Origin of the sequence: Enhygromyxa salina, assembly GCF_002994635.1 — a bacterium.
Classification (GTDB): Bacteria; Myxococcota_A; Polyangia; order Nannocystales; family Nannocystaceae; genus Plesiocystis; species Plesiocystis salina_B.
Genome location: NZ_PVNL01000100.1, coordinates 73,914 through 93,223 on the forward strand (window position 1 = coordinate 73,914; position 19,310 = coordinate 93,223).

The following is a 19,310-nucleotide window of genomic DNA, read 5'->3' on the forward strand; positions in this document are numbered from 1 at the left end:
TCGATCAGGGTTGGCCAGCGTCGTTGGCTGGCGCGGGATCTTGTCGTGGAGTTGGGTCTTGCTCGGGGCTCGGGGCCGCATCGTGTGGTGCGACCGCGAGGTGAGCGTTGGGAAATTGATCGGGCGTGAGCGCCCCCTGCATGAGCGCCGCGTAGAGCTCGGACCGGGGCGTACCCTCAGCCTCGAGCTGCTTCGCGCGCGCGAGCTCTTCGTCGACCATGTCCGTGTAGGTGGCCGCGCTGCGGGCACCGTCGATGTAGCGGCCGTTGACGAAGAAGCCTGGCGTCCCCTGGATCCCGAGCCGACGTGCGAGCAGCACGTCGCTGGCGAGCTTGTCGCCGACCTCGCGGGTCTGGAAGTCGCGCTTGAACCGTTCGACGTCGAGGCCGAGCTTCTCAGCCTCTTGAACGAAGGTCGAAAACCCCAGTCCGCCGATGTCGTCGGCGAACAGTCGCGCATGAAATTCGCCGAACTTGCCCTGCTCCCCCGCCGTGATCGCGGCCCGTGCCGCAGCGGCGGCGGCCGGGTGGATCTCGAGGGGCAGGTGGCGGATCTCCACGCGCACGTCGTTGGGGTACCGCTCGCGCAGCGCGGGCAGCACCTCATCGTGAGCCTTGCGGCAGTACGGGCACTGGTAGTCGACGAATTCGACGACCACCACCGGCGCGTCCGCAGGCCCGAACCCAGCCACGGCCCCGGTCGGGACCGCATACCGAGCCTTCGAGTCGGGGCCGTCGAGCCGGGCTGGATCGGCGGCCTCGGCCGCGGCCCCCCGCTGGGCTTGCAAGCGCTTGGCCTCGTCGTTGTCGTCGACCCGACCGCGCTTGGCGGTGCGCATGAATTCCTCGTAGACGTCAGCGCGCTTGATGCCGTCTTGCATCATCTTGCGGGCGCTGGCGATCTCGCGGTCGATGAGCGCGTGCCAGCCGGCTTCGTCTTTGAAGCCGAGCACGAACAGGCCGTTCGCAAACGCGGCGGGCAGCGGGCTCAGGCCCAAGGCCGCGGCCTGTCGTCGATCTCGGACCCGCGGCGACGAGTAGCGGCCGGTGTCCAGATCGTCCATGAACTGCGGCACATCGAGGCCGATCGCCTCGGCGTGCTTGCGCAGGATCGGACGCGAGAAGTCGTCCGGGTACTCGAACAGGCGCCAGTGCATGTCCCAGAACTTGCCCTGGCCACCCGCCGCGAACGCGGCCTCGGCCGCCCGCTCGCCATGCTGAAACCCGGGCACGGTGCCCGCGCGATAGACCACCCGCAGATCGTCGCCGTAGTCCTCGACGAGGTGCTTCATGACCTGCCACGAGCGCCCACACGGCGCGCAGGCGTAGTCAGTCCACAAGATGATCGTGACCAGCGGCTGGTCGCCGCCGAGCGCGTAGTCGTTCTCGCCGGTCTGGACCACGAACCGGCGCAGATCGATGTCGACCGCCGCTTGGTGTTGGTCGGGCTTGGCCGGGCACGCGACCAGCGGCCCCAGCAACGCAAACAGCAACCCCGCGCACGCCAAGCGTGGCAGCCCCGCCGAAGCAGGCTCGAGTGAGATGGTCATGAATGGATCCGCTGTCGTTGGCTCTGGGTGGTCCGGTCGGGTCGACCGGGCGCTCGCGCTGACTCGAGGTCGAGACACGCTCGACCTACCTCTCGCCAGTTCGGCGCCCCCTGGCCGGTTTGCACGCTTGGCACGCGGGGCGTCGAATTGACGAGTGATCAGTGCGACGGGAGCCTAGGAGGCGGAACCGGTGGTTCGAGATCGCGGGAGCTTGGTCCCGCCACGCTGACGTGGCGCCCGAGCCGACGAGCGGCCGCGCCACCGAGCGCGAGCCCGGCCAAGAACGACTGCGCGCTCGACGAGCTCGACGCCAGCTTGGGCGCGGGACCAGGCGGCGCGCCCGTGTTGATCTTGCCGCACTCGCGGCTCTGGGCCGCGCACGACTCCTGCGACCAGATGTCGATCAGCAGCTCCGTGCAGGCCCGCTCGCTCATGTTGAACATGCTCGAGTCGGTCAACGAGCTCGAGTCGGTCGACTCGTTCGAGGTGGGTCGCGCGACCGCGCGCAGCAGCGTGATCACCAGGGGCTCGTCCAAGCGCCGGTCCATCTGCGCGAGCTTGTCGCCACAATCGATTGTCTCGACTTGCGGATCTTCGCCGCACTCACCACCGTCTTCGCCGAGGTTGAGCTGCGGCGCACCTGCGGTTGGCGACGCGCTGGCCTGGCCCGCGCGGGCCTCGGCGCGCGGGAACACCAGCGCGACGAGGATCAGGGCGGCCCCGAGCACTCGCAGCGCGATGGCCAGCATCGACCGCTTGTGGAAACCAATGCGCACGTTCGCAGGTGAGGCTATCCGCGCTCGCGCGGGTGCGCAAGCGTCAGCGCTCCGCCAAGATCAGGCGCTTCGCTCACCTGTCACACGACGCCAACAGCGCCGGGATCACCTCCACCAACGCGGGTGTTGGGACAGACGCAAAAATCAGCCCTCGTGATCCCAGTCTGGCTTGGCGAGCCTGAACCAATCTGGACCAGCCTGAACCAACCTGAACCAAAAAGAAAAGCCCGGTTGGGAAACCGGGCTTTGAGCGGGAGACGAGATTCGAACTCGCGACTTCAACCTTGGCAAGGTTGCGCTCTACCAACTGAGCTACTCCCGCGTCTGGGCTGCGGACTCTACCCGAGCGCATCCGCGAGTCAAGCCTGAAAATTGGCTCCGATACCGGCCCAACTCACGCTCCTCCCCAGTCGGGTCCCGATGCATGTGATCACGCATGGTATGCGAGTATGCAGCATGCGGTCCTCGGCCCTTGCGGCCGGTCCGGGTTCTGCGATAGACGCCAGCAGCCGTGGCAGACCAGCAGTTCCAGGTGGGTATCATCGGCGCCTCCGGCTACGCGGGGCAAGTCCTCCATGCGCTCATCATGCAGCATCCATGCATGCATGCCGTGATCCCGGAGACTCGCAACCCCGGCGATCTCGACGATCGCGGGCGCGAGCAGCTGCGCGCGTGCGAGGTCGTCGCGCTCGCGCTCCCTGGCGAGCCAGCGACGCAGTGGACCGACGCGCTCACGGAGCTCGGCGTCGCCAAGATCCTCGATCTCTCCGACGCCCGACGGCGCGATCCGACCGCCCACTACGGCCTGCCGGAGCTGTTTGGTGCACCGCCCGCGGGCACCCGGATCGTCGCCAACCCGGGCTGCTATCCCACGGCCACGCTGCTGAGCCTGCGGCCGCTGATCGAGCGCGAGCTGATCAGCCCGACGCCGATCGCGGTGCTCGGGACCAGCGGCGCGTCGGGGGCTGGCAAGGGCCTCGCCGACCACCTCCACTTCTGCAACCTCGCTGGCAACAGCTTTCCTTATAAGGTGGGCGAGCACCGGCACGTCCCTGAGATCGAGCACCACCTCGGCGGCGGCGCGGCGGTCAGCTTCGTCACCCAGCTGCTGCCGATCGTGCGGGGCATGATCGTGACCAGCTTCGTGGCGCCCCGGGTCGGGCCAGAGCGACTTCGGGACGCGCTCGTCGAGCGCTACGCGTCGCACCCGTGGGTCAGCGTGCTCGCCCAGCCCGATCAGGGCCTGGGCCTGGGCCACGTCGTCGGCACCCACCAGGCGTTGTTGGCGGTCGGGCCGGTCGAGCGCAGCGGTCTGGTGCCGGTGTTCTCGAGCATCGACAACTTGATGCGCGGCGCCGCCAGCCAGGCCCTGTGCAACCTGAATTTGTGGCTTGAGCTGGCGCCTGGGCTCGGTCTTCCGCCGCCGCTCGCCGGCTCGCCTACCGGGGTGGCCCCGGCGTTTTCTAGTTTGGGTTCAACCGCAGCCAGGGATTGATCATGAGCGACACCACTGACACCACCGCGTTCAGCGTCTCGACCTCTCTCGACGGCCAGCTCGCGCTGCCGGCCGGGTTCCAGTTTGCTGGCGTCCACGCCGGGATCAAGCGCTCGCGCAAGGACCTCGGCTTGATCCGCTGCACCAGCGTGGCCGGGGCCAGCGCGGCCGGGGTGTTCACGCGCAACCTGGTCCGCGCCGCGTGTGTCGATCGCTGCGCCACGCTCGTGCCTGCCAGCGGCGTTCGGGGAGTGCTCGTCAACAGCGGCAACGCCAACGCGATGACCGGCGCCGCTGGGGTCGCCGTCAACGTCGCCATGGCCCAGGCCGCCGCCGGCCCGCTCGAGGCGCCCGCCTCCGCGATCTTGACCTGCTCGACCGGCGTGATCGGGGTTCCGCTGGATCCGCAGAAGTTCGTGGACGCGATGCCGGCCGTGTGCGCCGGGCTCAGCGAGGATCCACGAGGATTCGCCGCCGCGATCTTGACCACGGACACCGTGACCAAGGTCGCCCATGGATCGCTGGTGTTGAAGGATCGCGGCGGCGAGGCGCGCACGGTCCGGCTGTTCGGCGTGGCCAAGGGGTCCGGGATGATCCACCCCAACATGGCGACCACGCTGGGGTTCGTGTGCACCGACGCCGCGCTCGAGCCTGGGTTGCTGCACGAGCTGCTGCGCGCGGCGATCGAGCCGACCTTCAACGCGATCACCGTGGACGGCGACACCTCGACCAACGACACCGTGCTGGTGCTAGCGAGCGGCGAGGCGGGCGTGGAGATCGGCCGTGGTGAGGAGGACGGCGGCGCTCGCAGGGCGTTCGCCGCCGCGCTGCAGGCTGTGCTCCGCTCGCTCGCCGAGCAGATCGCCCGTGACGGTGAGGGCGCGACGCGGCTGCTCGAGGTTCATGTCAGCGGCGCACCCGATCCTGTGATCGCCAAGGCGATCGCGCGTGGGTGCTGCCGCAGCTCGCTGTTCAAGTGCAGCGTGTTCGCTGGTGAGGCCGGCTGGGGGCGGCTCGGGGCCGCCGCGGGTCAGGCCGCGCTCGAGGCTGGGTTTGTCGATCTGGACGTCAGTCACATCGAGATCGATGCCCAGCGGGTCCCGCTCGTGCGCGAGGGCGCCGCGCTCGAGCAAGTGGAGTTTGGCGAGCTCGCGCGGCGGCTGCGAGAGCCGACCGTGCGCTGGGACATTCGTGTTGGCCAGGGGCCCGCCAGCTTCACTGCGCTGGGGTGCGACTTTTCCTATGACTACGTGCGGATCAACGCCGACGAGGCGCTGCAGGTGGTGGTCAACGCTGATGGGCAGGTCGGGCGGAACGTGACCCTGGCTTCGTATACGCCGATCCTCAAGCACCAGCTGCTGGTTGATGGGCTGTCTTATGTGCGGCGCTTTACTGGGCTTCGGGTGATGGTGCACTTGTCTGGCTCGGCGGCCCGCAAGCCGATGCTGCTTGCGAGCGTGGCCCGGGATCTGGAGCTGATGCTGAACGCTGAGCTGCGGGTGCTGGTTGTCGTGCCTGACGTGGAGGTGCTGGCTGGGCTGCGCGGTGATTTTGCCGATGGGGCGTATCGGTTGGCCGAGGTGCCGAATGACCCGGCTCGGATCGCTGCGCGGCTGGATCGGGGCCAGGCGTGTGTGCTGATCCAGAGCCGGCCGGACCCGGGGGAGCTGGTCGCGCTTGGGGTCCGGCTTGGGGTTGCGAAGCTGCTGAGCCTGGCCGATGACCAGGGGCTGCGGGACGCTGGGGGGTTGGTGAGTGAGCTCAGTCCGGATCAGGCGCTGGTTGGGCTGGACCGGGGTCGGTTTACGACGGACGCGGATGAGAACCTGGCGTTTGCTCGGCACGCGGCGCGACAGGGGTTGGGGGCGCTGCACTTGATTGACGGGCGGCTGCCGCATGCGCTGGTGGCTGAGCTGTTCACCGAGCAGGGCGTGGGGACGCTGATTACTCGGCAGGTTCGGTGAGGGTCGGGTTGGATCGCCATGAGTGAGACGAAGGGGCGGCGGAAGATGTTGCGGCAGCTGCTGCTGTCTGGGCGGGGCGGGAGCACGCAGACGCAGCTGGTCGAGGCGCTGGCGGAGCGGGGGGTGGTGACGACGCAAAGTACGATGTCTCGGGATCTGAAGCTGCTTGGGGCGCAGCGGCGGGTTCGGGAGGATGGGAGCTTTGTGTATCGGCTGGAGTCGGCTGGGCGTACTAGCTTTCCTGCCGGGATGGTGTTGAGCGTGGAGCATAATGAGGTGATTGTGGTGGTGAGGACGCGGGTTGGGCGGGCGCAGGCGGTTGGGTTGGAGCTGGATGGGTTGCGGCATCCGGATGTGCTGGGGACGATTGCTGGGGATGATACGGTGGTGGTGATGCCGCGGTCGGTGGGGCGGGTTGGGGAGCTGGCGCTGGCGCTGGCTGAGCTGGCTGAGCTTTGACGGCCAGCCGCCGTGGCGTGACGCCGGGGGTACCCTGCCCGAAGGTCTTGTTCGACCGCCGTGCCCGGGTACCCTGCCCGCGCCGGACGTGGGTACCCTGCCCGAAGGTCTTGTTCGACCGCCGGAGAGCGGGTACCCTGCCCGAAGGTCTTGTTCGACCGCCGGAGAGCAGGGGGCCGAGTTGTGCCCGGGTACCCTGCCCGAAGGTCTTGTTCGACCGCCGGAGAGCAGGGGGCCGAGTTGGGCATTGGCGGCACGCAGAAACGCTTCCCACAGCCGAATTGGGTTGCCTACCCACGCTTGACGATGCCCCAAACCCAACAATATCGGCCGACTCGAGCCCGATCACCAAGCCCAACCAGCACCGATGGGCGGGTCATCGTGCCCACCGCTCACTCCCGCTCGGATCCACCCTATAGAGGAGCAGCGCAACGTGCCCGGTAGCGATGACACATCAACCATGTACCAGCAGGGAACTCCACGTCCTTCTCCCCTCCGCGCCACCGCTCCCACGCCAACGCGTACGCCTCCTCGAACCGCTTTTTTTCACCCAACGCTGCGATTCGCTTGCGCCGGTCTTTCGCAGACACTGTCGGGCGCACCCCAAACAGGTCCTCTGGTCCAGGCATCGCTGCCCAATGCTGCGCCTTGACCTTGCGCATCCCGAGAACCTTCGTTCCTTGCCTCTCCCGGACGTCCTCGAGTTCGCGCTCCCGTGTAGCGACTTGCTCGAGCACGAGATCGCGTAGCTCGTCGTCAGTCAATTCGGGCCGCAAGGGTGGCCGCACGAGGCGAAGCGTCGCGGTTGCGGGAAGCGTGCTGCGGTCCCGTTTCGAGCGTGTCCGTGCATCGGGTCGTTTTCGCTTCTTGGCCGATTTCGCTGGATTCTTCGGCTCCCACAGCCCGTATTTCGGCTTTGGCACGACGAGCTCCTGGCCGTATCGCATGCGCGCCGTCGTCACCCCTTTCCACTGGCGCGCCTTGGTGACCAGATCGCTGTCGCACGGATTGGTGAGCGTGTAGACCACGTGCTCGAGCAACTTCGCCTCATCCTGTGGCTCGACCAGACCGTAGCCTTTTTCAAAATTGGTCCCGCTAATCCCGCGATGGGCATTGAGTGCGCGCGAGGTCAGTGAGTTGAGCTCCTCCATGAACTTGGGCAAACACTTCGTGTGTGCCGTCAACAGCATGTGAAAGTGATTGCTCATGTACACGACCTCGTGCAACGAAACGTCGAACTTCGAGCACGTGTAGGCGAGCGCGAAGAGGATAATCTCGGTGACCTCCTTGGTTGGCACAAACCGGAAGCTCCGGCCCACGGCCCGACACGTGATGAAGGCGGTCTGCTCCTCGTGGATGAATCGCGGAGGTGTCACACACGGGCTGTCGGCCCGCGTGGGCTGGCTTTGCAGAGGTTGGGGAAAAAAAGTCCTTCCCGGGAAAAAAGTCCTGCCCGAAGGTCCTGCTCACGTCACGCGCCAGCAACCCGGCGGAGGTCGCGCAACCCCATTGAGGGGCACCTATGCCCCATCTGTGCTGTGTTGTCCCGGTCCCGAAGGTCCTGTCACCCTCTTCCCGAGCAAGTAGCCGAGGTCGGTCGCCAGCTGGTGAGTGGTAGCGATCGTGAGCAACACGGGACCCACAGGGTGCCAGCGCCGATGCGATCTGTCACCGCCCACCGTCGATCCGTGCAGCGCCCGGCGTCACCCGTCCTCGGCCTCCTGCTTCCTGATCCGGCGCTCGATCAGTCGATCCAGCCCCACCGCGAGGGTGAGCACGACCATCGCGGCGCCGGTCAAAAGCCCGGCAACCACCAGCTCACCCAGCCCACACGCGATCCCGATCGCCGCCGTCACCCAGATCCCCGCCGCGGTCGTCATGCCCATCACCTCGCCGCGCGCTTGGATGATCGCCCCGGCTCCGAGAAACCCGACGCCACCGATGATCCCTTGCAGGACCCGCATCACGTCGACGCTCCCGGCCCCATCGACCTCCGCCATCGTGCGAAACAGCCCGAGCCCGAGCACGGTGAAGCCCGCCGCGCCCAGGGCCACGAGCATGTGCGTCCGCAAACCCGCAGGCTTGTTGCGCACCTCCCGGTCCCACCCGAGCGCGGCACCAAACACCACCGCGAGGCCCAATCGACTGAGGAGCGTCCAGACGCCAGGATCTTGCATGCCATCACGATAGCGCGCGGAGGTGGGCGCGCGCCGGTCGGATTTGCGCGCCTGGGCCCGCCGTGCACAGCGCCCGCATGACGCATATAACGCCCGGCATGAGCTCCATCGCGCGAACCGAAGCGACCGGCGGCACCCTCGACCCCGAGTTCCTGGCGTGGCAGACCTCGCTGCCGATCGACCGCCGCCTGCTCGGCGTCGACGTCGCTGGCAGCGTCGCCCACGTCGAAGGACTGGTCGCGGGCGGCCTGCTCACCCGCGAAGAGGGCGACGAGCTGCAAGCTGCGCTGTCGAGCTTGCCCGGCAAGGTCGCCCGCGGGGACGTCGAGCTCCCGCTCGAAGAGGACGTGCACATGGCCGTCGAGGTGTGGCTGCGCGCGACCGTGGGCGAGCTGGCCGACAAGCTCCACACCGGGCGCAGCCGCAACGATCAGGTCGCCACCGATCTCAAGCTGTGGACCCGCGAGGCGCTCGGTCAGCTGCTCGAGGCGCTCGACCGGCTCGACGCGCGGCTCGACGCCTGGATCGAGCGCCACGGCGAGACCCCGATGCCGGCCTATACCCACCGCCAGGTCGCGATCCCGGTGCTCGCCCGGCTGTGGGTCGGTGCGGCTCTGCGCGCGCCGCTGGCCCGCGACCGCCACCTGCTCGGCGTCGTCGAGGCCGAGATCGCCGAGTCGCCGCTTGGAGCCGGCGCGATCGGTGGCAACACGCTGCCCATTGATCCGTGGGTGGCCGCGCGCGAGCTCGGGTTCACCAGTCCGCCGACCAACCCGATCGACGCGGTCGGCTCGCGCGACCACGCCCTGACCCTCGCGTTCGCCTGCGCCCGGATCGGCCAGCACCTCGGCCGGTTCTGCGCCGACGTGGTCGAGCTCAGCTCCGACGGCCTGGTGACCCTCGGCGGCGCGGTCGCGTGTGGGTCGTCGATGATGCCGCACAAGCGCAACCCCGATCTGTTCGAGCTCGTCCGCGCTCAGGCGGCGCTGCGCCAGGGCGAGCTGGTCGCCCTGATGAGCACCTTTCAAGGGCTGGGCACCGGCTATCACCGCGATCTTCAGCAAGACAAGCAGGCGCTGTTTGCCAGCGTCGACGGCACGCTCGGCTGCCTGAAGATGGTCGCGCTGGGTCTCGATCACCTGGACTTGCTCGCGGAGCGCTGCGTCACCGCGCTCGAGCGTGGCGACGCGATCGCCACGGATCTGACCGAGCACCTGGTCAGCCAGGGCGTCCCGTTTCGCGTGGCCTATCGAAAGATCGGCGCGCTCGTAGCCAGCCAGCGCGCGGCCAACAAGCGCCTGGTCGAGCTCACGGCGGCTGATCTGGACGCGGCCGAGCTGCCCCACTCGCTGCTCGAGCAGCTCGACGTCAGCGCCAGCGCCCGCGCCCGCGCGGCTCGCTATCGTTGAATGAGTTCAAAGCTCGTCAGCTCGATCGGCGCAGCTGATACAACAGCAGCTGATCGATGAAGCGAGAGCGCCACCTGAGCCGACGCAAGCTGCTTGGCGCCACCGGAATTGTAGCGGCGATCGTCAGCGTCGACGCGCTGGGCGTCGAGCCGCGCTGGCTGCAGGTCACGCGCCACGACGTGCCGATCCCGTCGCTCCCGGCCGCGCTCGAGGGCTTCGTGATCGCCCAGATCACCGACGCTCACCTGACCGGGCTCGGCCGGCTCGAGACCCAGATCCTGACCGAGCTGCGCCGCGCGTCGCCGCAGCTGGTCGTACTGACCGGGGATCTGATCGACGACAGCACCAAGCTCGGCGTGCTCGCCGAGCTGTGCGCCGAGCTCACCAAGCTCGGCGCGCGCGTGATCGCGACGCTCGGAAACTGGGAGCACTGGGGCCAGCTGCCGCGCGGCAAATTGGCTCGCAGCTACGCACGCTCGGGCGCGCAGCTGCTGGTCGACGAGTGGCACCCCTACGATCGCGGCCTCGCAATCTACGCGAGTGACGACTACACGGGCGGCGCCCCGGGCCCGCTGTCTGCCCGTCCCACCCCCGACTCGATCGCGCTGCTCTTGACCCACAGCCCCGCGTTCGTCGACGAGCTTGCCCCACCAGCGGCGGGCCCCTTCGATCTATGCCTCGCCGGCCACACCCATGGCGGCCAGATCCGCGCCGGATCGTTCGCGCCGATCCTGCCACCCGGCAGCGGCCGGTTCGTCGCCGGCTGGTACGAGACGCAGATGGGCCCGCTGTATGTCAGCAAGGGCACAGGCACGAGCTTGGTCCCCGCGCGGTTTTGCTGTCGCCCCGAGCTCCCGTTGATTCGGCTCGTACGCGCCTGATCACTCAATCATCAACTTCACGGCGAGCGACCAAACCGCCGCATGGATCCATCGCCGACCATGATCTCGACCGCCCGCCAGCATCGCCGCCAGACCGACTCCTGCACGTAGGGCACGCCATGCCGCTCGCAGATCTCCTGGACCAACGGCTGCGCGCGCCGATATTGCAACATCGTCATGTCCGGCCACAGGTGATGCTCAATCTGATAGTTCAACCACCCGTGCATGAGGTCCCGAACATCCCCGCCCGTGCGAAAGTTCGCGGTCCCCAGCACCTGCCGTAAATAGAAGTCCCCGCGGCTGCGGGTTCGACCCTCGAATCGATACAGATCCTCCCCCGCGTGATTCGGCACGATCGTCACGAACGCGTGCGCGTTGGTCAGCAGCTCGGCGAGCACGGAGTTGATCACCACGCTGGCCACCGCCCACGCTCCGAGCGGGGTGAATAGCGCGGGCACCACAAAGAAGTAGGTCAGCAGATACGGCCCCCACCCGCGCAGCCACAGCCGCGCGCTCGAGCGCGGCTTGAAGCTCATCACGCCGCCGGCCGACCAGCGCTCGCGCAGCTCGTCCTCGACCGAGGGCCCGCCCGTGTTCCCGGCCCGCCTGGCCTCGGCCCGCGCGAGCGCGTCGAGGGTGCTTGGCGCGTAGTAGACAAACTTCCAGCTGACCGCCATCAGCGGGATCAAGGCCACGCGCAGCCACCGGGGCATGCCGGAGTCGCGGACCCACGCCAGGTTGCGCTCGACCAGATCGGGGTCGGCCTCTTCGTTGAGCCGATAGTGGTGCTGGAGGTTGTGCTCCTCGTGCCACGCGTCTGGATCGATCCAGTCGAGCCAGTCGAGCGCGCGCCGCCAACCGCGAGCGAACACCGAGCCCCGCCGGCTGGGCCGGATCCCCTCGACGCGATCATAGCCACGATGGCAGACCGGGTGCGCGACGCCGGTCCAGCGCACAAACCGACCAAACGAGAGCGCGAAGATCGACACCGGGTTGGGGGCCAGCCAGGCGGTCGCGTAGCCGAGGAAGCTGGCCAGCCGGCCCCAGATCTCGATCTTGCGCAGGTGCCGACGATCGGCCTCGCCTGCGGTCCCGCGCAGCTGCTCTTGCAGCTCATCGAGATCGCGCGCGAACGCGTCGAGGTCGAAGCCCTTCGCGGCTGCGCCGTGGGCCTCGAAGTCGTGAGAGCCGTCCGCGTCGAGCTGCGTCACGTCGACGTCGGCCATGTCTAGAGAGGATAGTTTTGCACCCATGCTCGCAGTCGCTCCATGCCCTCGGCGTACGAGACCTTGGGCGCGTAGCCCAGGTCCCGCCGCGCGGCGGAAATGTCGTACCAGTGCGCCGTCGAAAGCTGACTGACCACGAACCGGGTCAGCGGCGGCTCGGCCTCGAGTCGAAGCAGGCTCCACACGCCCTCGACGACCGCGGCGATCGCTCGGGCCACGCCCACCGACACGGTCTTGGTCACGGGCGGCAGGCCAGCCGCGCCCAGCAGATCGTTGATGAACGCCGGGCCCTCGAGGGGCTCGCCCTGGGTCACGAAGTAGGCCCGCCCGGCGATCGCGGCGCTCGGCCCAAGTCGCTCATAGGCAGCGAGGTGCGCGTCGACGGCGTTGTCGATGTACACCGTGTCGATCTTCTGCGGCGCGCCGATCATGCGGACCCGCCCGGCCCGGGCCTTGGCGATCACCCGCGGCATCATCGACGTGTCGCCGGGGCCCCAGACCAGGTGCGGTCGGATCGCCACCGTCGACAGCTCGGGTGAATTGGCCGCGAGTACGGCTTGCTCGGCCAGGGCCTTGGTCGCGGGATAGTGGGCTTCGAAGTGATCGGGGTACGCGGCCGACTCGTCGACGCCCGAGACCGCGTCGCCGCCATGGACCACGCTGGGGGTGCTCGTGTAGATCAACTTGCCGACGCCGTGGGCCCGGCAGGCGTCGATCACGTTGAGCGTGCCCTGGGTGTTGGTCGCGTAGAACTGCGCGTAGGGGCCCCAGATGTCGACGCGCGCGGCCACGTGAAACACAGCGTCACAGCCCTCGACCGCGTCGAGCACCGCCTGCGCGTTGGCGACGTCTCCCTGGCGGGCGTCGACGCCCCACTCGCGCAGCCACGCATAGTCGCCCCGGCACAGGCTGCGGGTCGCAATGTTGCGATCCAGGAGCGCGCGAATGATCGACTTGCCGAGGAAGCCGCCTCCGCCAGTCACGAGCACCGTCACGCCAACCCCCTCACGCGAGCTGCTCCTCGGCCCAGGCGCGCAGCCGCTCGCGCCCGATCTTCGCGTTGTGGCGAATGTCGACCGGGAACCCGCCGCGCTGGTCGTAGCGCAAGTAATGCTGAATGCCCGCGAGCGATGCACCCCCGAGCCCGCGGGCCCCCTCGGTCTCGGGGGTCCGCTCGGCCAGCTCGCGCAGCTCCGACACGATCGACGACCACGCGCGCGCGCACCCAGGCTCGAGCTCGACGCACAGGCTCGGCCCCTGCCGCGGACCGACCAGCGCGCTGCGATAGACGTCGGGGTGGGCGTCGAACACCTTCTCGCTCGAGACCGTGAACATGGTCGGGCCGTCGCTAATGACCACGCGGTGGCTCTTGCGACCGCAAAACCAGATCCGACCGTGCTCGTCGCGCCAGCCGACGTCGCCCATGCGGTGCCAGATCTGCTCGCCGTCGAGGATCTTGGCCCTGTCGGTGTTGGCGACGTCATTGAAGTAGGCGTCGGTCACCATCGGCCCGCGCACGGCGATCTCGCCGACCTCGCCGTCGGGCAGGACCAGCTCGTCGCGCCAGCTTGGGATCGGGTCGTCGGTGATCTCGATGATCCGGACCTCGATCGACGGCACGGGCGACCCCACGCACACGCCCGCGCCCTGCTCGGTCCAGGCCCAGGTGTCGGCGAGGATCTCGCGACAGGGCATGCACGCGACCGGCAGCGACTCGGTCGCGCCATAGGGCGGAAACAGATCGGCGTCAGGCCCCAGCATGCCGTGCCAGCGACCGATCGTCTGGGCGGGCAGCGGCGCACCCGCGGCGATCACCCGGCGCAGGCTGGGCAGCCGCACGCGCTCGCGCTCGCCGTGACGACCGACCGTGTTGAGCAGCGCGGGTGAGCCGAACATGGTCGTCACGCCGAACCGCTGGATCGGCTCGATGATCGCCTGCGGATCGACCTTTGCCGGCTTCGATGAGTCCATGTCCGGCAGCACGGTCGTCATGCCGAGCGCCGGATCAAACAACGCGAACAGCGGAAACGTGGGCAGATCGATCTCGCCCGGCTCAATTCCAAACATTGCGCGGATCGACTCGACCTGGGCCACGAAGGTGCGGTGCCGATAGACGACGCCCTTGGGTGGCCCGGTGCTGCCGCTCGTGAACAGCACCGCGGCGATCTCGTCGGGCCCGGTCGAGCCGAGCGGGTGCCCGGCTCGCAGGCGCGCGGCCCCCAGCGACTCGACCTGCGCGAGCGTGTGCCCGCCCGAGCCCAGGCCGCCAAACCAGCCGCCGACCCACACCCATCGATTCACGGTCTCGCGGCCCCAGCCCAGCGCGATCCTAGCGGCGTGCGCGAGCGGGATCCCAATGAACGCGCTGGGCTTGGCGTTGGCCAGGCACGACGCGAGCCCGCGCAGGCCCAGGCCCGGATCGATCATCACGGGCACGACCCCGGCCTTGAACATCGCGAAGGTCAGGGCGAACAGCTCGGGACTGGGCTTGACCATGAGCGCGGCCCGATCACCCCGGGCGATGCCGACGGCGTGGAGCCCGGCGGCGATCCGATCGCTGCGCTCGTCGAGCTCGCGGTACGAGACCTGGACGTACTCGAGCAGCCCGTTGGCGTCGCGGCGCTTGGTCGGAAAGTAGATGGCGGTCGCGTCCGGCTGCGACGCCGCCATGCGCGGGAGCATGTCGGCGACGGTCGCCGCCGCGCTCGCGCTCACGTGGTGACTCCCAGGAACTTGGTGACCAGCGCCTCGATCTCCTCGCCCGCGTCCTCGAGCACATAGTGGCCGGCGTCCGCGAACCGATGCACCTCCGCGCTCGGCAGCTTGCGCTGCCACTCTCGCAAGAAGTGATCGTCGAACACGAAGTCGCGCGCGCCCCAGCAGATCAGCGCGGGCCGATCATCGAATTGCCCGAGCGCCTCGCCGACCTCGGTGATGATCTCGAAGCCTGGATCGGCGGGCCGCAGCGGGATGTCTTGCACGAAGCGCAGCACCGCGCGGCGGTTGTCCCAGCTATCGTAGGGGGCACACAGGCCCTCGCGGACCTCGGCGGACAGCGGCCGCCGGGTCACGCACAGCCGCGTGGCCCCGCGCGAGAACGCGTTGAAGCCCCGGACCAACACCGTGCCGAGCCCGGTGTTGCGGGCCAGCCACAGCGAGGCCGGCATCCGCTTGGTCGACGGCAGGCCGAACGCGGCGGTGTTGAGCAGGACCAGGCGTGAGACCGACGCGGGGTGGCGATGCGCCCAGCCCATGCCGATCATCCCGCCCCAGTCGTGGACCATCAGGGTCAGCCCACTGCCGGACCCGCTGTCCGCCCCACTATCGGATGGCGAGACCAGCCCGAGCTCGTCGACCAGGCGCTCGATGTCCTCGATCCGACGCGCGAGTCGATACGGGTAGCGCGAGTCGTCGGGCTTGTCCGACTTGCCGCAGCCGATGTGGTCGGGCGCGATCACCCGGTGGGTCGGCGACAGCGCCTTGATCAACCGGCGCCAGTAGAACGACCAGGTCGGGTTGCCGTGCAGCATCAAGACCACGGGCCCGTCGCGCGGACCCTCGTCGACGTAGTGCATGCGCACGCCGGGCGCGAGCTCGAGCCAGTGCTCGGCGAACGGGTACAGCCGGGCCGAGACCCGCACGCTCACCACACCACCTCGGCCATGGCGCAGTTGAGCCCGGAGCCGATGCCCATCAGCGCGACGCGATCGCCCGCGCGCAGGCGCCCGAGCTCGGCCGCCTTGGACAGCACCAGCGGGACCCCGGCGGGGCCGACGTTGCCGTACTCCGGGTAGGTTGCGAGCAGTCGCTGCGGGTCGATCTCGAAGGCCGCGCGGAACTTGTCGGTGTGGACCTTGCTGACCTGGTGGATCACATACTCGTCGAGCGAGCCGGGGCTCCAACCCAGCTCGCGCTGCGCCGCGGCCCAGGTCCGCTGCGCCAGCTCCAGCCCGGTGTTGAGTAGATCGCCCGAGTTGGTCTCCATGCGATCGACCTGGCCGCGACACAGATCGCTGTGCTCGGTCGCCGCGACCGTCACCCCGCCCAGGAAGCGATGCCCGTTGGGCGCGAGATCGGAGCGGGTCAAGACCATGGCGACCCCGGCCGAGCCAAGCGTCAAGGTCGCGAAGTTGGCCCAGAACGCGGCCTGATCAGCGGTGTCGCTGGACAGCCGCGCGATGGTCTGATCGACCACATAGCGGCTGCTCTCACCGTCGACCACCAGCCCATAGTCGAGCTGGCCGCGCTCGATCATGTTGCCGATGATCTCCATGCCGTTGAGGAACCCCAGGCACGCGTTGCCGACGTCGAAGTTGATGCAGGTCGGCGCGAGCCCGAGCTTGGCGTGGACCAGGCACGCGGTCGACGGCTCGACGTAGTCGCGGCACACGGAGGTGTTGATCAGCGCGCCCACCCGCTGCGGATCGAGATCGGCGGCCGCGAGCGCGCGGGAGGCCGCGAGCGTGGCCGCGTCGGATGGCTGCGTGCCCTCGGGCCACATGCGTCGGGCCGTGATCCCGGTGAGGCTCTCGAGCAGCCCGGTCGGCACGTGCAGCCGCTTCATGGTGCCCGCGAGGCGACGCTCGAGCTCCGCCGAGGTCACCCGGTCCGGCGCGTCAACGTGGGCGACGCTGCAGATCGAGACATGGTCAAAGCGCATGCGGGACTCGTGGCGCGCACCCTACTCTCGGCCGCGGGCCCCCACAACAGCGTGGAAGCCCGCGCCCGTGGCGATGATCACGAATCGCCGCCGCGCGTGATTAACCTGATCAGGGCCGCGCCTTGTCGGCGATCAGCCGCAATCCCGGATCGAGCTTGCCGCCCATATACGCGATCCCCGTGAGCATTGACCTCATGGGGCACCGTCGTGCTCGCGCATCAACGCGTGATCGGCCGCGATGGTCGCGCGCTCGCGCCCGCTGATCGTCGACGAGGTCAGGTCGCGCCCCAGCCTACGCCGACGGTGTGCTGCGATCTTCGAGCGCGACCAGCAAGGCACCAAGCGCGTCGTGCAGCGCGGCCATTCGCGGGGCTCCAATTGCGACGCCGAGCTCTTGTTCGAACCGGCGTAGGTGGGCCAGTCCGTCGAGCAGCGAGCGACCGGGCGCCTTGGCAAACCGGATCAACTTGGCCCGCCCGTCGCTCGGGTCGGGCACCCGCTCGAGGACCTGCATCTGCTCGAGCTCGTCGACCAGCTGGCCGACCGCCTGCTTGCTGATCCCCAGCCGCCGGGCCAGCTCCGTCAGACGTGTGCCCGCGAGATCCAGGTGTGGAAACACGCTCGTGTGCGCCGGCCGGATCCGCGGCACGCCCGGCGGCTGCTCGAGCCGCGCGACCGCCTGCTCGTTGAGCAGACGCGCGCACTTGAACAGCAGCTGGGCGACGCTGGCGGCCTTGGCCTGCTCGAGCCGCTCGACGAACGCTGGATCTTGGTCGGGGGTGTTGCCCCGTTTCTTGCCGGTCCTGGCCACGCAGCGGCGATCTTGGCGCCTGCCAAATTTTAGTCAAGTCTCCTTGACAATTTAGTCAGGCTTGCTTGACTATCATCCCATGCTCAACCAACTCGACGGCGATCTGTGGTGTGTCGACTCGGTCCAGCGCCTCGGCGCTGGCGTCCAGTTCCCCGCGCGCATGACGATCGTGCGCCTGTCGGGCGAGTCGGGTGAGCCTGGCGGTCTGTGGATCCACTCGCCCGTTGCGATCGACGACGCGCTCGCGGCCCAGATCGACGCGCTCGGTCCGGTCCGGCACCTCGTCGCGCCCAACAGCTTTCACCACCTGCACATGGGCCCGGCCAGCGCGCGCTGGCCCGACGCCACGGTCTACGCTCCGGTCGGGCTTCGCCGCAAGCGCGCTGATCTGCGCATCGACGTGGATCTCGTCGACGGTCACGAGGTCTGGGCGGGCGAGATCGAGGTGCTCGAGATCGCGGGCGCCCCCGCGCTCAGCGAGTTCGTGTTCTTGCACCGCGAGAGCGCGACTTTGATCCTGTGTGACCTGGTGTTCAACATGCACGAGGCAACCGGCGCGCTGACCAAGCTGGTCCTGCGCATGGTCGGCGCCTGGCAGCGCACGACCCAGAGCAAGCTGTGGCGGCGCGTCACCAAAGATCGGGCCGTCGCCGCCAGCTGCTGTGCGCGCATGCTCGAGCTCGAGTTCTCTCGGGTGATCATGTCTCACGGGCAGTCCATCGAGGGCGCCGACGCGCGCGAGCGACTGCGCAGCGCGCTCGAGTGGATGCTCGGTGGGCTTCGCAGCGCGGCGTGAGCACGAGGTGCTCGTCCGCGCGCGGATGGGCTTCGGCACGCTTCGATCCCCACTGTGCACCGCGAAACATCGGGCTATGCTCGGCCGATGTTCGAGGGAATTCGCGCGCGCGTCACGTGCCTGCTGGTGGCTGCGCTCGCGGCAGCGTGCACGCTGCCCAACCCCGCGTTCGACGACGCCGAGACTGAGGGTCGGCTCGACGCCGACGCCGATACCGACACGGACATCGACACCAACAACGACGCCGACACCAACAACGATCCGGAGACCGACGGCGATGGTGACGGCGACCCCAGCACCACGCGTCCGGGTGACGGCGACGGCGACATGTGTACGCCCCCGTCGATCGACTGTGAGGGCACCTGCGTGTCCACGGCCAACGATCCGCTCAATTGCGGCGGCTGTGGCGACGTCTGTCCAGCCGAGCACATGTGTCAGGGCAGCAAGTGCGTCGACGCGCAGGGCGTGGCGCGGGTCGTGTTCGTGACCTCGCAGTTCTACACGGGTGCGCTCGGCGGGCTCGACGGCGCCGACGCGAAGTGCAACGAGCGGGCCGGCGACGCCAAGCTCGAAGGCCAATTCAAGGCGTGGATCGGCGTCGGCCCCAACAACCCCGCGTCGACCTTCACGCAGCACGGCTACTTCGTGCTCCCAGACGGCCGTACAATCGTAGCGAACAGCTGGGCAGATCTGCTCGACGGTACGCTGGACTTTCCGATCTACGTCAACGAATTTGGAGAGCCAGCTGACGCGCCGCTGGGGTGCAACGGCGACACCGCGGTCGTGTGGACCGGCGTCTCGACCAACGGTCAGACCCTGGCGGCCAATTGCAGCGGCTGGACCGTGTCGACTGGTGAAGGCCGCGTCGGCTACATCAAGGCCATGAACGAGAGCTGGACGCTGGTGCCAATGTGCGGTGCCGGGTGCGAACAGGCGCTCCCGATCTACTGCTTCGAGCAGTGACGCTCCGCGAGCTGCAAATTGCATGTGGAGCACGACAAGCCCCCTGGTAGGGGCCCACACATGCGGTCGAGTACGAGCGACCCCGAGGAGCGAAGCGGCTGCAGTCGCCGAAGTGTCGAACTCCATGTGGGGGTCACAACAACC

Annotated in this window: 17 protein-coding genes and 1 tRNA gene; 7 read left to right on the forward strand and 11 right to left on the reverse strand. The window is 68.6% G+C overall.

Features of this window, described 5'->3' with window-relative positions:
- Window positions 1-4: 4 nt before the first annotated feature.
- From ENSA7_RS24660 to ENSA7_RS24670, 3 genes are all read right to left on the reverse strand, one after another.
- Window positions 5-1,549, reverse strand: a complete 1,545-nt coding sequence (locus ENSA7_RS24660) for a DsbA family protein (protein ID WP_106091792.1) — start codon at window positions 1,547-1,549, stop codon at window positions 5-7.
- A 158-nt stretch (window positions 1,550-1,707) separates the two neighbouring features.
- The gene (locus ENSA7_RS24665) at window positions 1,708-2,298 is read right to left on the reverse strand and encodes a hypothetical protein (protein ID WP_146158093.1); all 591 of its coding nucleotides are present in this window, start codon (window positions 2,296-2,298) and stop codon (window positions 1,708-1,710) included.
- A gap of 276 nt (window positions 2,299-2,574) precedes the next feature.
- A tRNA-Gly gene (locus ENSA7_RS24670) sits at window positions 2,575-2,647 on the reverse strand.
- Window positions 2,648-2,836: 189 nt separating this feature from the next.
- Here ENSA7_RS24670 and ENSA7_RS24675 point away from each other — a divergent pair.
- The 3 genes from ENSA7_RS24675 to ENSA7_RS24685 are packed head-to-tail and all read left to right on the forward strand — an operon-like array spanning window position 2,837 to window position 6,243.
- Window positions 2,837-3,820 (forward strand): Asd/ArgC dimerization domain-containing protein, encoded by a 984-nt coding sequence (locus ENSA7_RS24675; RefSeq protein ID WP_106091794.1) that lies wholly within the window; start codon window positions 2,837-2,839, stop codon window positions 3,818-3,820.
- A gap of 2 nt (window positions 3,821-3,822) precedes the next feature.
- Entirely contained in the window at window positions 3,823-5,784 is a 1,962-nt protein-coding gene (gene argJ, locus ENSA7_RS24680; protein ID WP_106091795.1) for a bifunctional glutamate N-acetyltransferase/amino-acid acetyltransferase ArgJ, read from the forward strand.
- An 18-nt stretch (window positions 5,785-5,802) separates the two neighbouring features.
- Window positions 5,803-6,243: an arginine repressor gene (locus ENSA7_RS24685; protein ID WP_106091796.1), complete on the forward strand. Its 441-nt coding sequence runs from the start codon at window positions 5,803-5,805 to the stop codon at window positions 6,241-6,243.
- A gap of 413 nt (window positions 6,244-6,656) precedes the next feature.
- Here the strand turns inward: ENSA7_RS24685 and ENSA7_RS24690 are convergent, their stop codons facing one another.
- Together ENSA7_RS24690 and ENSA7_RS24695 are read right to left on the reverse strand one after the other, a co-directional pair.
- A complete protein-coding gene (locus ENSA7_RS24690) occupies window positions 6,657-7,541 on the reverse strand; it encodes a transposase (protein ID WP_181234065.1) in 885 nt (294 codons plus the stop codon).
- Between the two features lie 405 nt (window positions 7,542-7,946).
- Window positions 7,947-8,420: an MgtC/SapB family protein gene (locus ENSA7_RS24695; RefSeq protein WP_106091798.1), complete on the reverse strand. Its 474-nt coding sequence runs from the start codon at window positions 8,418-8,420 to the stop codon at window positions 7,947-7,949.
- A gap of 98 nt (window positions 8,421-8,518) precedes the next feature.
- On the opposite strand from ENSA7_RS24695, the gene argH reads away from it, so the two are divergent.
- The gene (gene argH / locus ENSA7_RS24700; protein WP_181234066.1) at window positions 8,519-9,829 is read left to right on the forward strand and encodes an argininosuccinate lyase; all 1,311 of its coding nucleotides are present in this window, start codon (window positions 8,519-8,521) and stop codon (window positions 9,827-9,829) included.
- A 56-nt stretch (window positions 9,830-9,885) separates the two neighbouring features.
- Window positions 9,886-10,710, forward strand: a complete 825-nt coding sequence (locus ENSA7_RS24705; protein WP_106091800.1) for a metallophosphoesterase — start codon at window positions 9,886-9,888, stop codon at window positions 10,708-10,710.
- Window positions 10,711-10,727: 17 nt separating this feature from the next.
- Here the strand turns inward: ENSA7_RS24705 and ENSA7_RS24710 are convergent, their stop codons facing one another.
- The 6 genes from ENSA7_RS24710 to ENSA7_RS24735 form a co-directional block, all read right to left on the reverse strand.
- The gene (locus ENSA7_RS24710) at window positions 10,728-11,936 is read right to left on the reverse strand and encodes a fatty acid desaturase family protein (protein WP_106091801.1); all 1,209 of its coding nucleotides are present in this window, start codon (window positions 11,934-11,936) and stop codon (window positions 10,728-10,730) included.
- Between the two features lie 2 nt (window positions 11,937-11,938).
- Window positions 11,939-12,931, reverse strand: coding sequence for an NAD-dependent epimerase/dehydratase family protein (locus tag ENSA7_RS24715; protein ID WP_106091802.1), 993 nt, complete (start codon window positions 12,929-12,931; stop codon window positions 11,939-11,941).
- A 10-nt stretch (window positions 12,932-12,941) separates the two neighbouring features.
- Window positions 12,942-14,651, reverse strand: coding sequence for a fatty acid CoA ligase family protein (locus tag ENSA7_RS24720; protein ID WP_244923899.1), 1,710 nt, complete (start codon window positions 14,649-14,651; stop codon window positions 12,942-12,944).
- Window positions 14,648-15,583: an alpha/beta fold hydrolase gene (locus tag ENSA7_RS24725; RefSeq protein ID WP_106091852.1), complete on the reverse strand. Its 936-nt coding sequence runs from the start codon at window positions 15,581-15,583 to the stop codon at window positions 14,648-14,650. The genes ENSA7_RS24720 and ENSA7_RS24725 overlap by 4 nt, the downstream gene beginning before the upstream one ends.
- Entirely contained in the window at window positions 15,580-16,596 is a 1,017-nt protein-coding gene (locus ENSA7_RS24730; RefSeq protein ID WP_106091803.1) for a 3-oxoacyl-ACP synthase III, read from the reverse strand. Before ENSA7_RS24730 ends, ENSA7_RS24725 begins: the two co-directional genes overlap by 4 nt.
- Before the next feature lie 292 nt (window positions 16,597-16,888).
- Window positions 16,889-17,407 (reverse strand): MarR family winged helix-turn-helix transcriptional regulator, encoded by a 519-nt coding sequence (locus ENSA7_RS24735; protein ID WP_106091804.1) that lies wholly within the window; start codon window positions 17,405-17,407, stop codon window positions 16,889-16,891.
- 79 nt (window positions 17,408-17,486) lie between these two features.
- On the opposite strand from ENSA7_RS24735, the gene ENSA7_RS24740 reads away from it, so the two are divergent.
- Together ENSA7_RS24740 and ENSA7_RS24745 are read left to right on the forward strand one after the other, a co-directional pair.
- Complete coding sequence (locus ENSA7_RS24740; RefSeq protein ID WP_106091805.1) at window positions 17,487-18,203, forward strand: DUF4336 domain-containing protein; 717 nt, start codon at window positions 17,487-17,489, stop codon at window positions 18,201-18,203.
- Window positions 18,204-18,290: 87 nt separating this feature from the next.
- Window positions 18,291-19,166 (forward strand): hypothetical protein, encoded by an 876-nt coding sequence (locus ENSA7_RS24745; RefSeq protein ID WP_106091806.1) that lies wholly within the window; start codon window positions 18,291-18,293, stop codon window positions 19,164-19,166.
- Window positions 19,167-19,310: the final 144 nt, after the last annotated feature.

What these genes read in the sequence shown, in the direction of transcription:
- ENSA7_RS24710 (WP_106091801.1), bottom strand. Translation starts at nt 11,936, where the DNA reads ATGGCCGACGTCGACGTGACGCAGCTCGACGCGGACGGCTCTCACGAC.
- ENSA7_RS24745 (WP_106091806.1), top strand. Translation starts at nt 18,291, where the DNA reads ATGTTCGAGGGAATTCGCGCGCGCGTCACGTGCCTGCTGGTGGCTGCG.
- ENSA7_RS24730 (WP_106091803.1), bottom strand. Translation starts at nt 16,596, where the DNA reads ATGCGCTTTGACCATGTCTCGATCTGCAGCGTCGCCCACGTTGACGCG.
- argJ (WP_106091795.1), top strand. Translation starts at nt 3,823, where the DNA reads ATGAGCGACACCACTGACACCACCGCGTTCAGCGTCTCGACCTCTCTC.
- ENSA7_RS24685 (WP_106091796.1), top strand. Translation starts at nt 5,803, where the DNA reads ATGAGTGAGACGAAGGGGCGGCGGAAGATGTTGCGGCAGCTGCTGCTG.
- ENSA7_RS24705 (WP_106091800.1), top strand. Translation starts at nt 9,886, where the DNA reads ATGAAGCGAGAGCGCCACCTGAGCCGACGCAAGCTGCTTGGCGCCACC.
- ENSA7_RS24695 (WP_106091798.1), bottom strand. Translation starts at nt 8,420, where the DNA reads ATGCAAGATCCTGGCGTCTGGACGCTCCTCAGTCGATTGGGCCTCGCG.
- ENSA7_RS24660 (WP_106091792.1), bottom strand. Translation starts at nt 1,549, where the DNA reads ATGACCATCTCACTCGAGCCTGCTTCGGCGGGGCTGCCACGCTTGGCG.
- ENSA7_RS24665 (WP_146158093.1), bottom strand. Translation starts at nt 2,298, where the DNA reads ATGCTGGCCATCGCGCTGCGAGTGCTCGGGGCCGCCCTGATCCTCGTC.
- argH (WP_181234066.1), top strand. Translation starts at nt 8,519, where the DNA reads ATGAGCTCCATCGCGCGAACCGAAGCGACCGGCGGCACCCTCGACCCC.
- ENSA7_RS24740 (WP_106091805.1), top strand. Translation starts at nt 17,487, where the DNA reads ATGCTCAACCAACTCGACGGCGATCTGTGGTGTGTCGACTCGGTCCAG.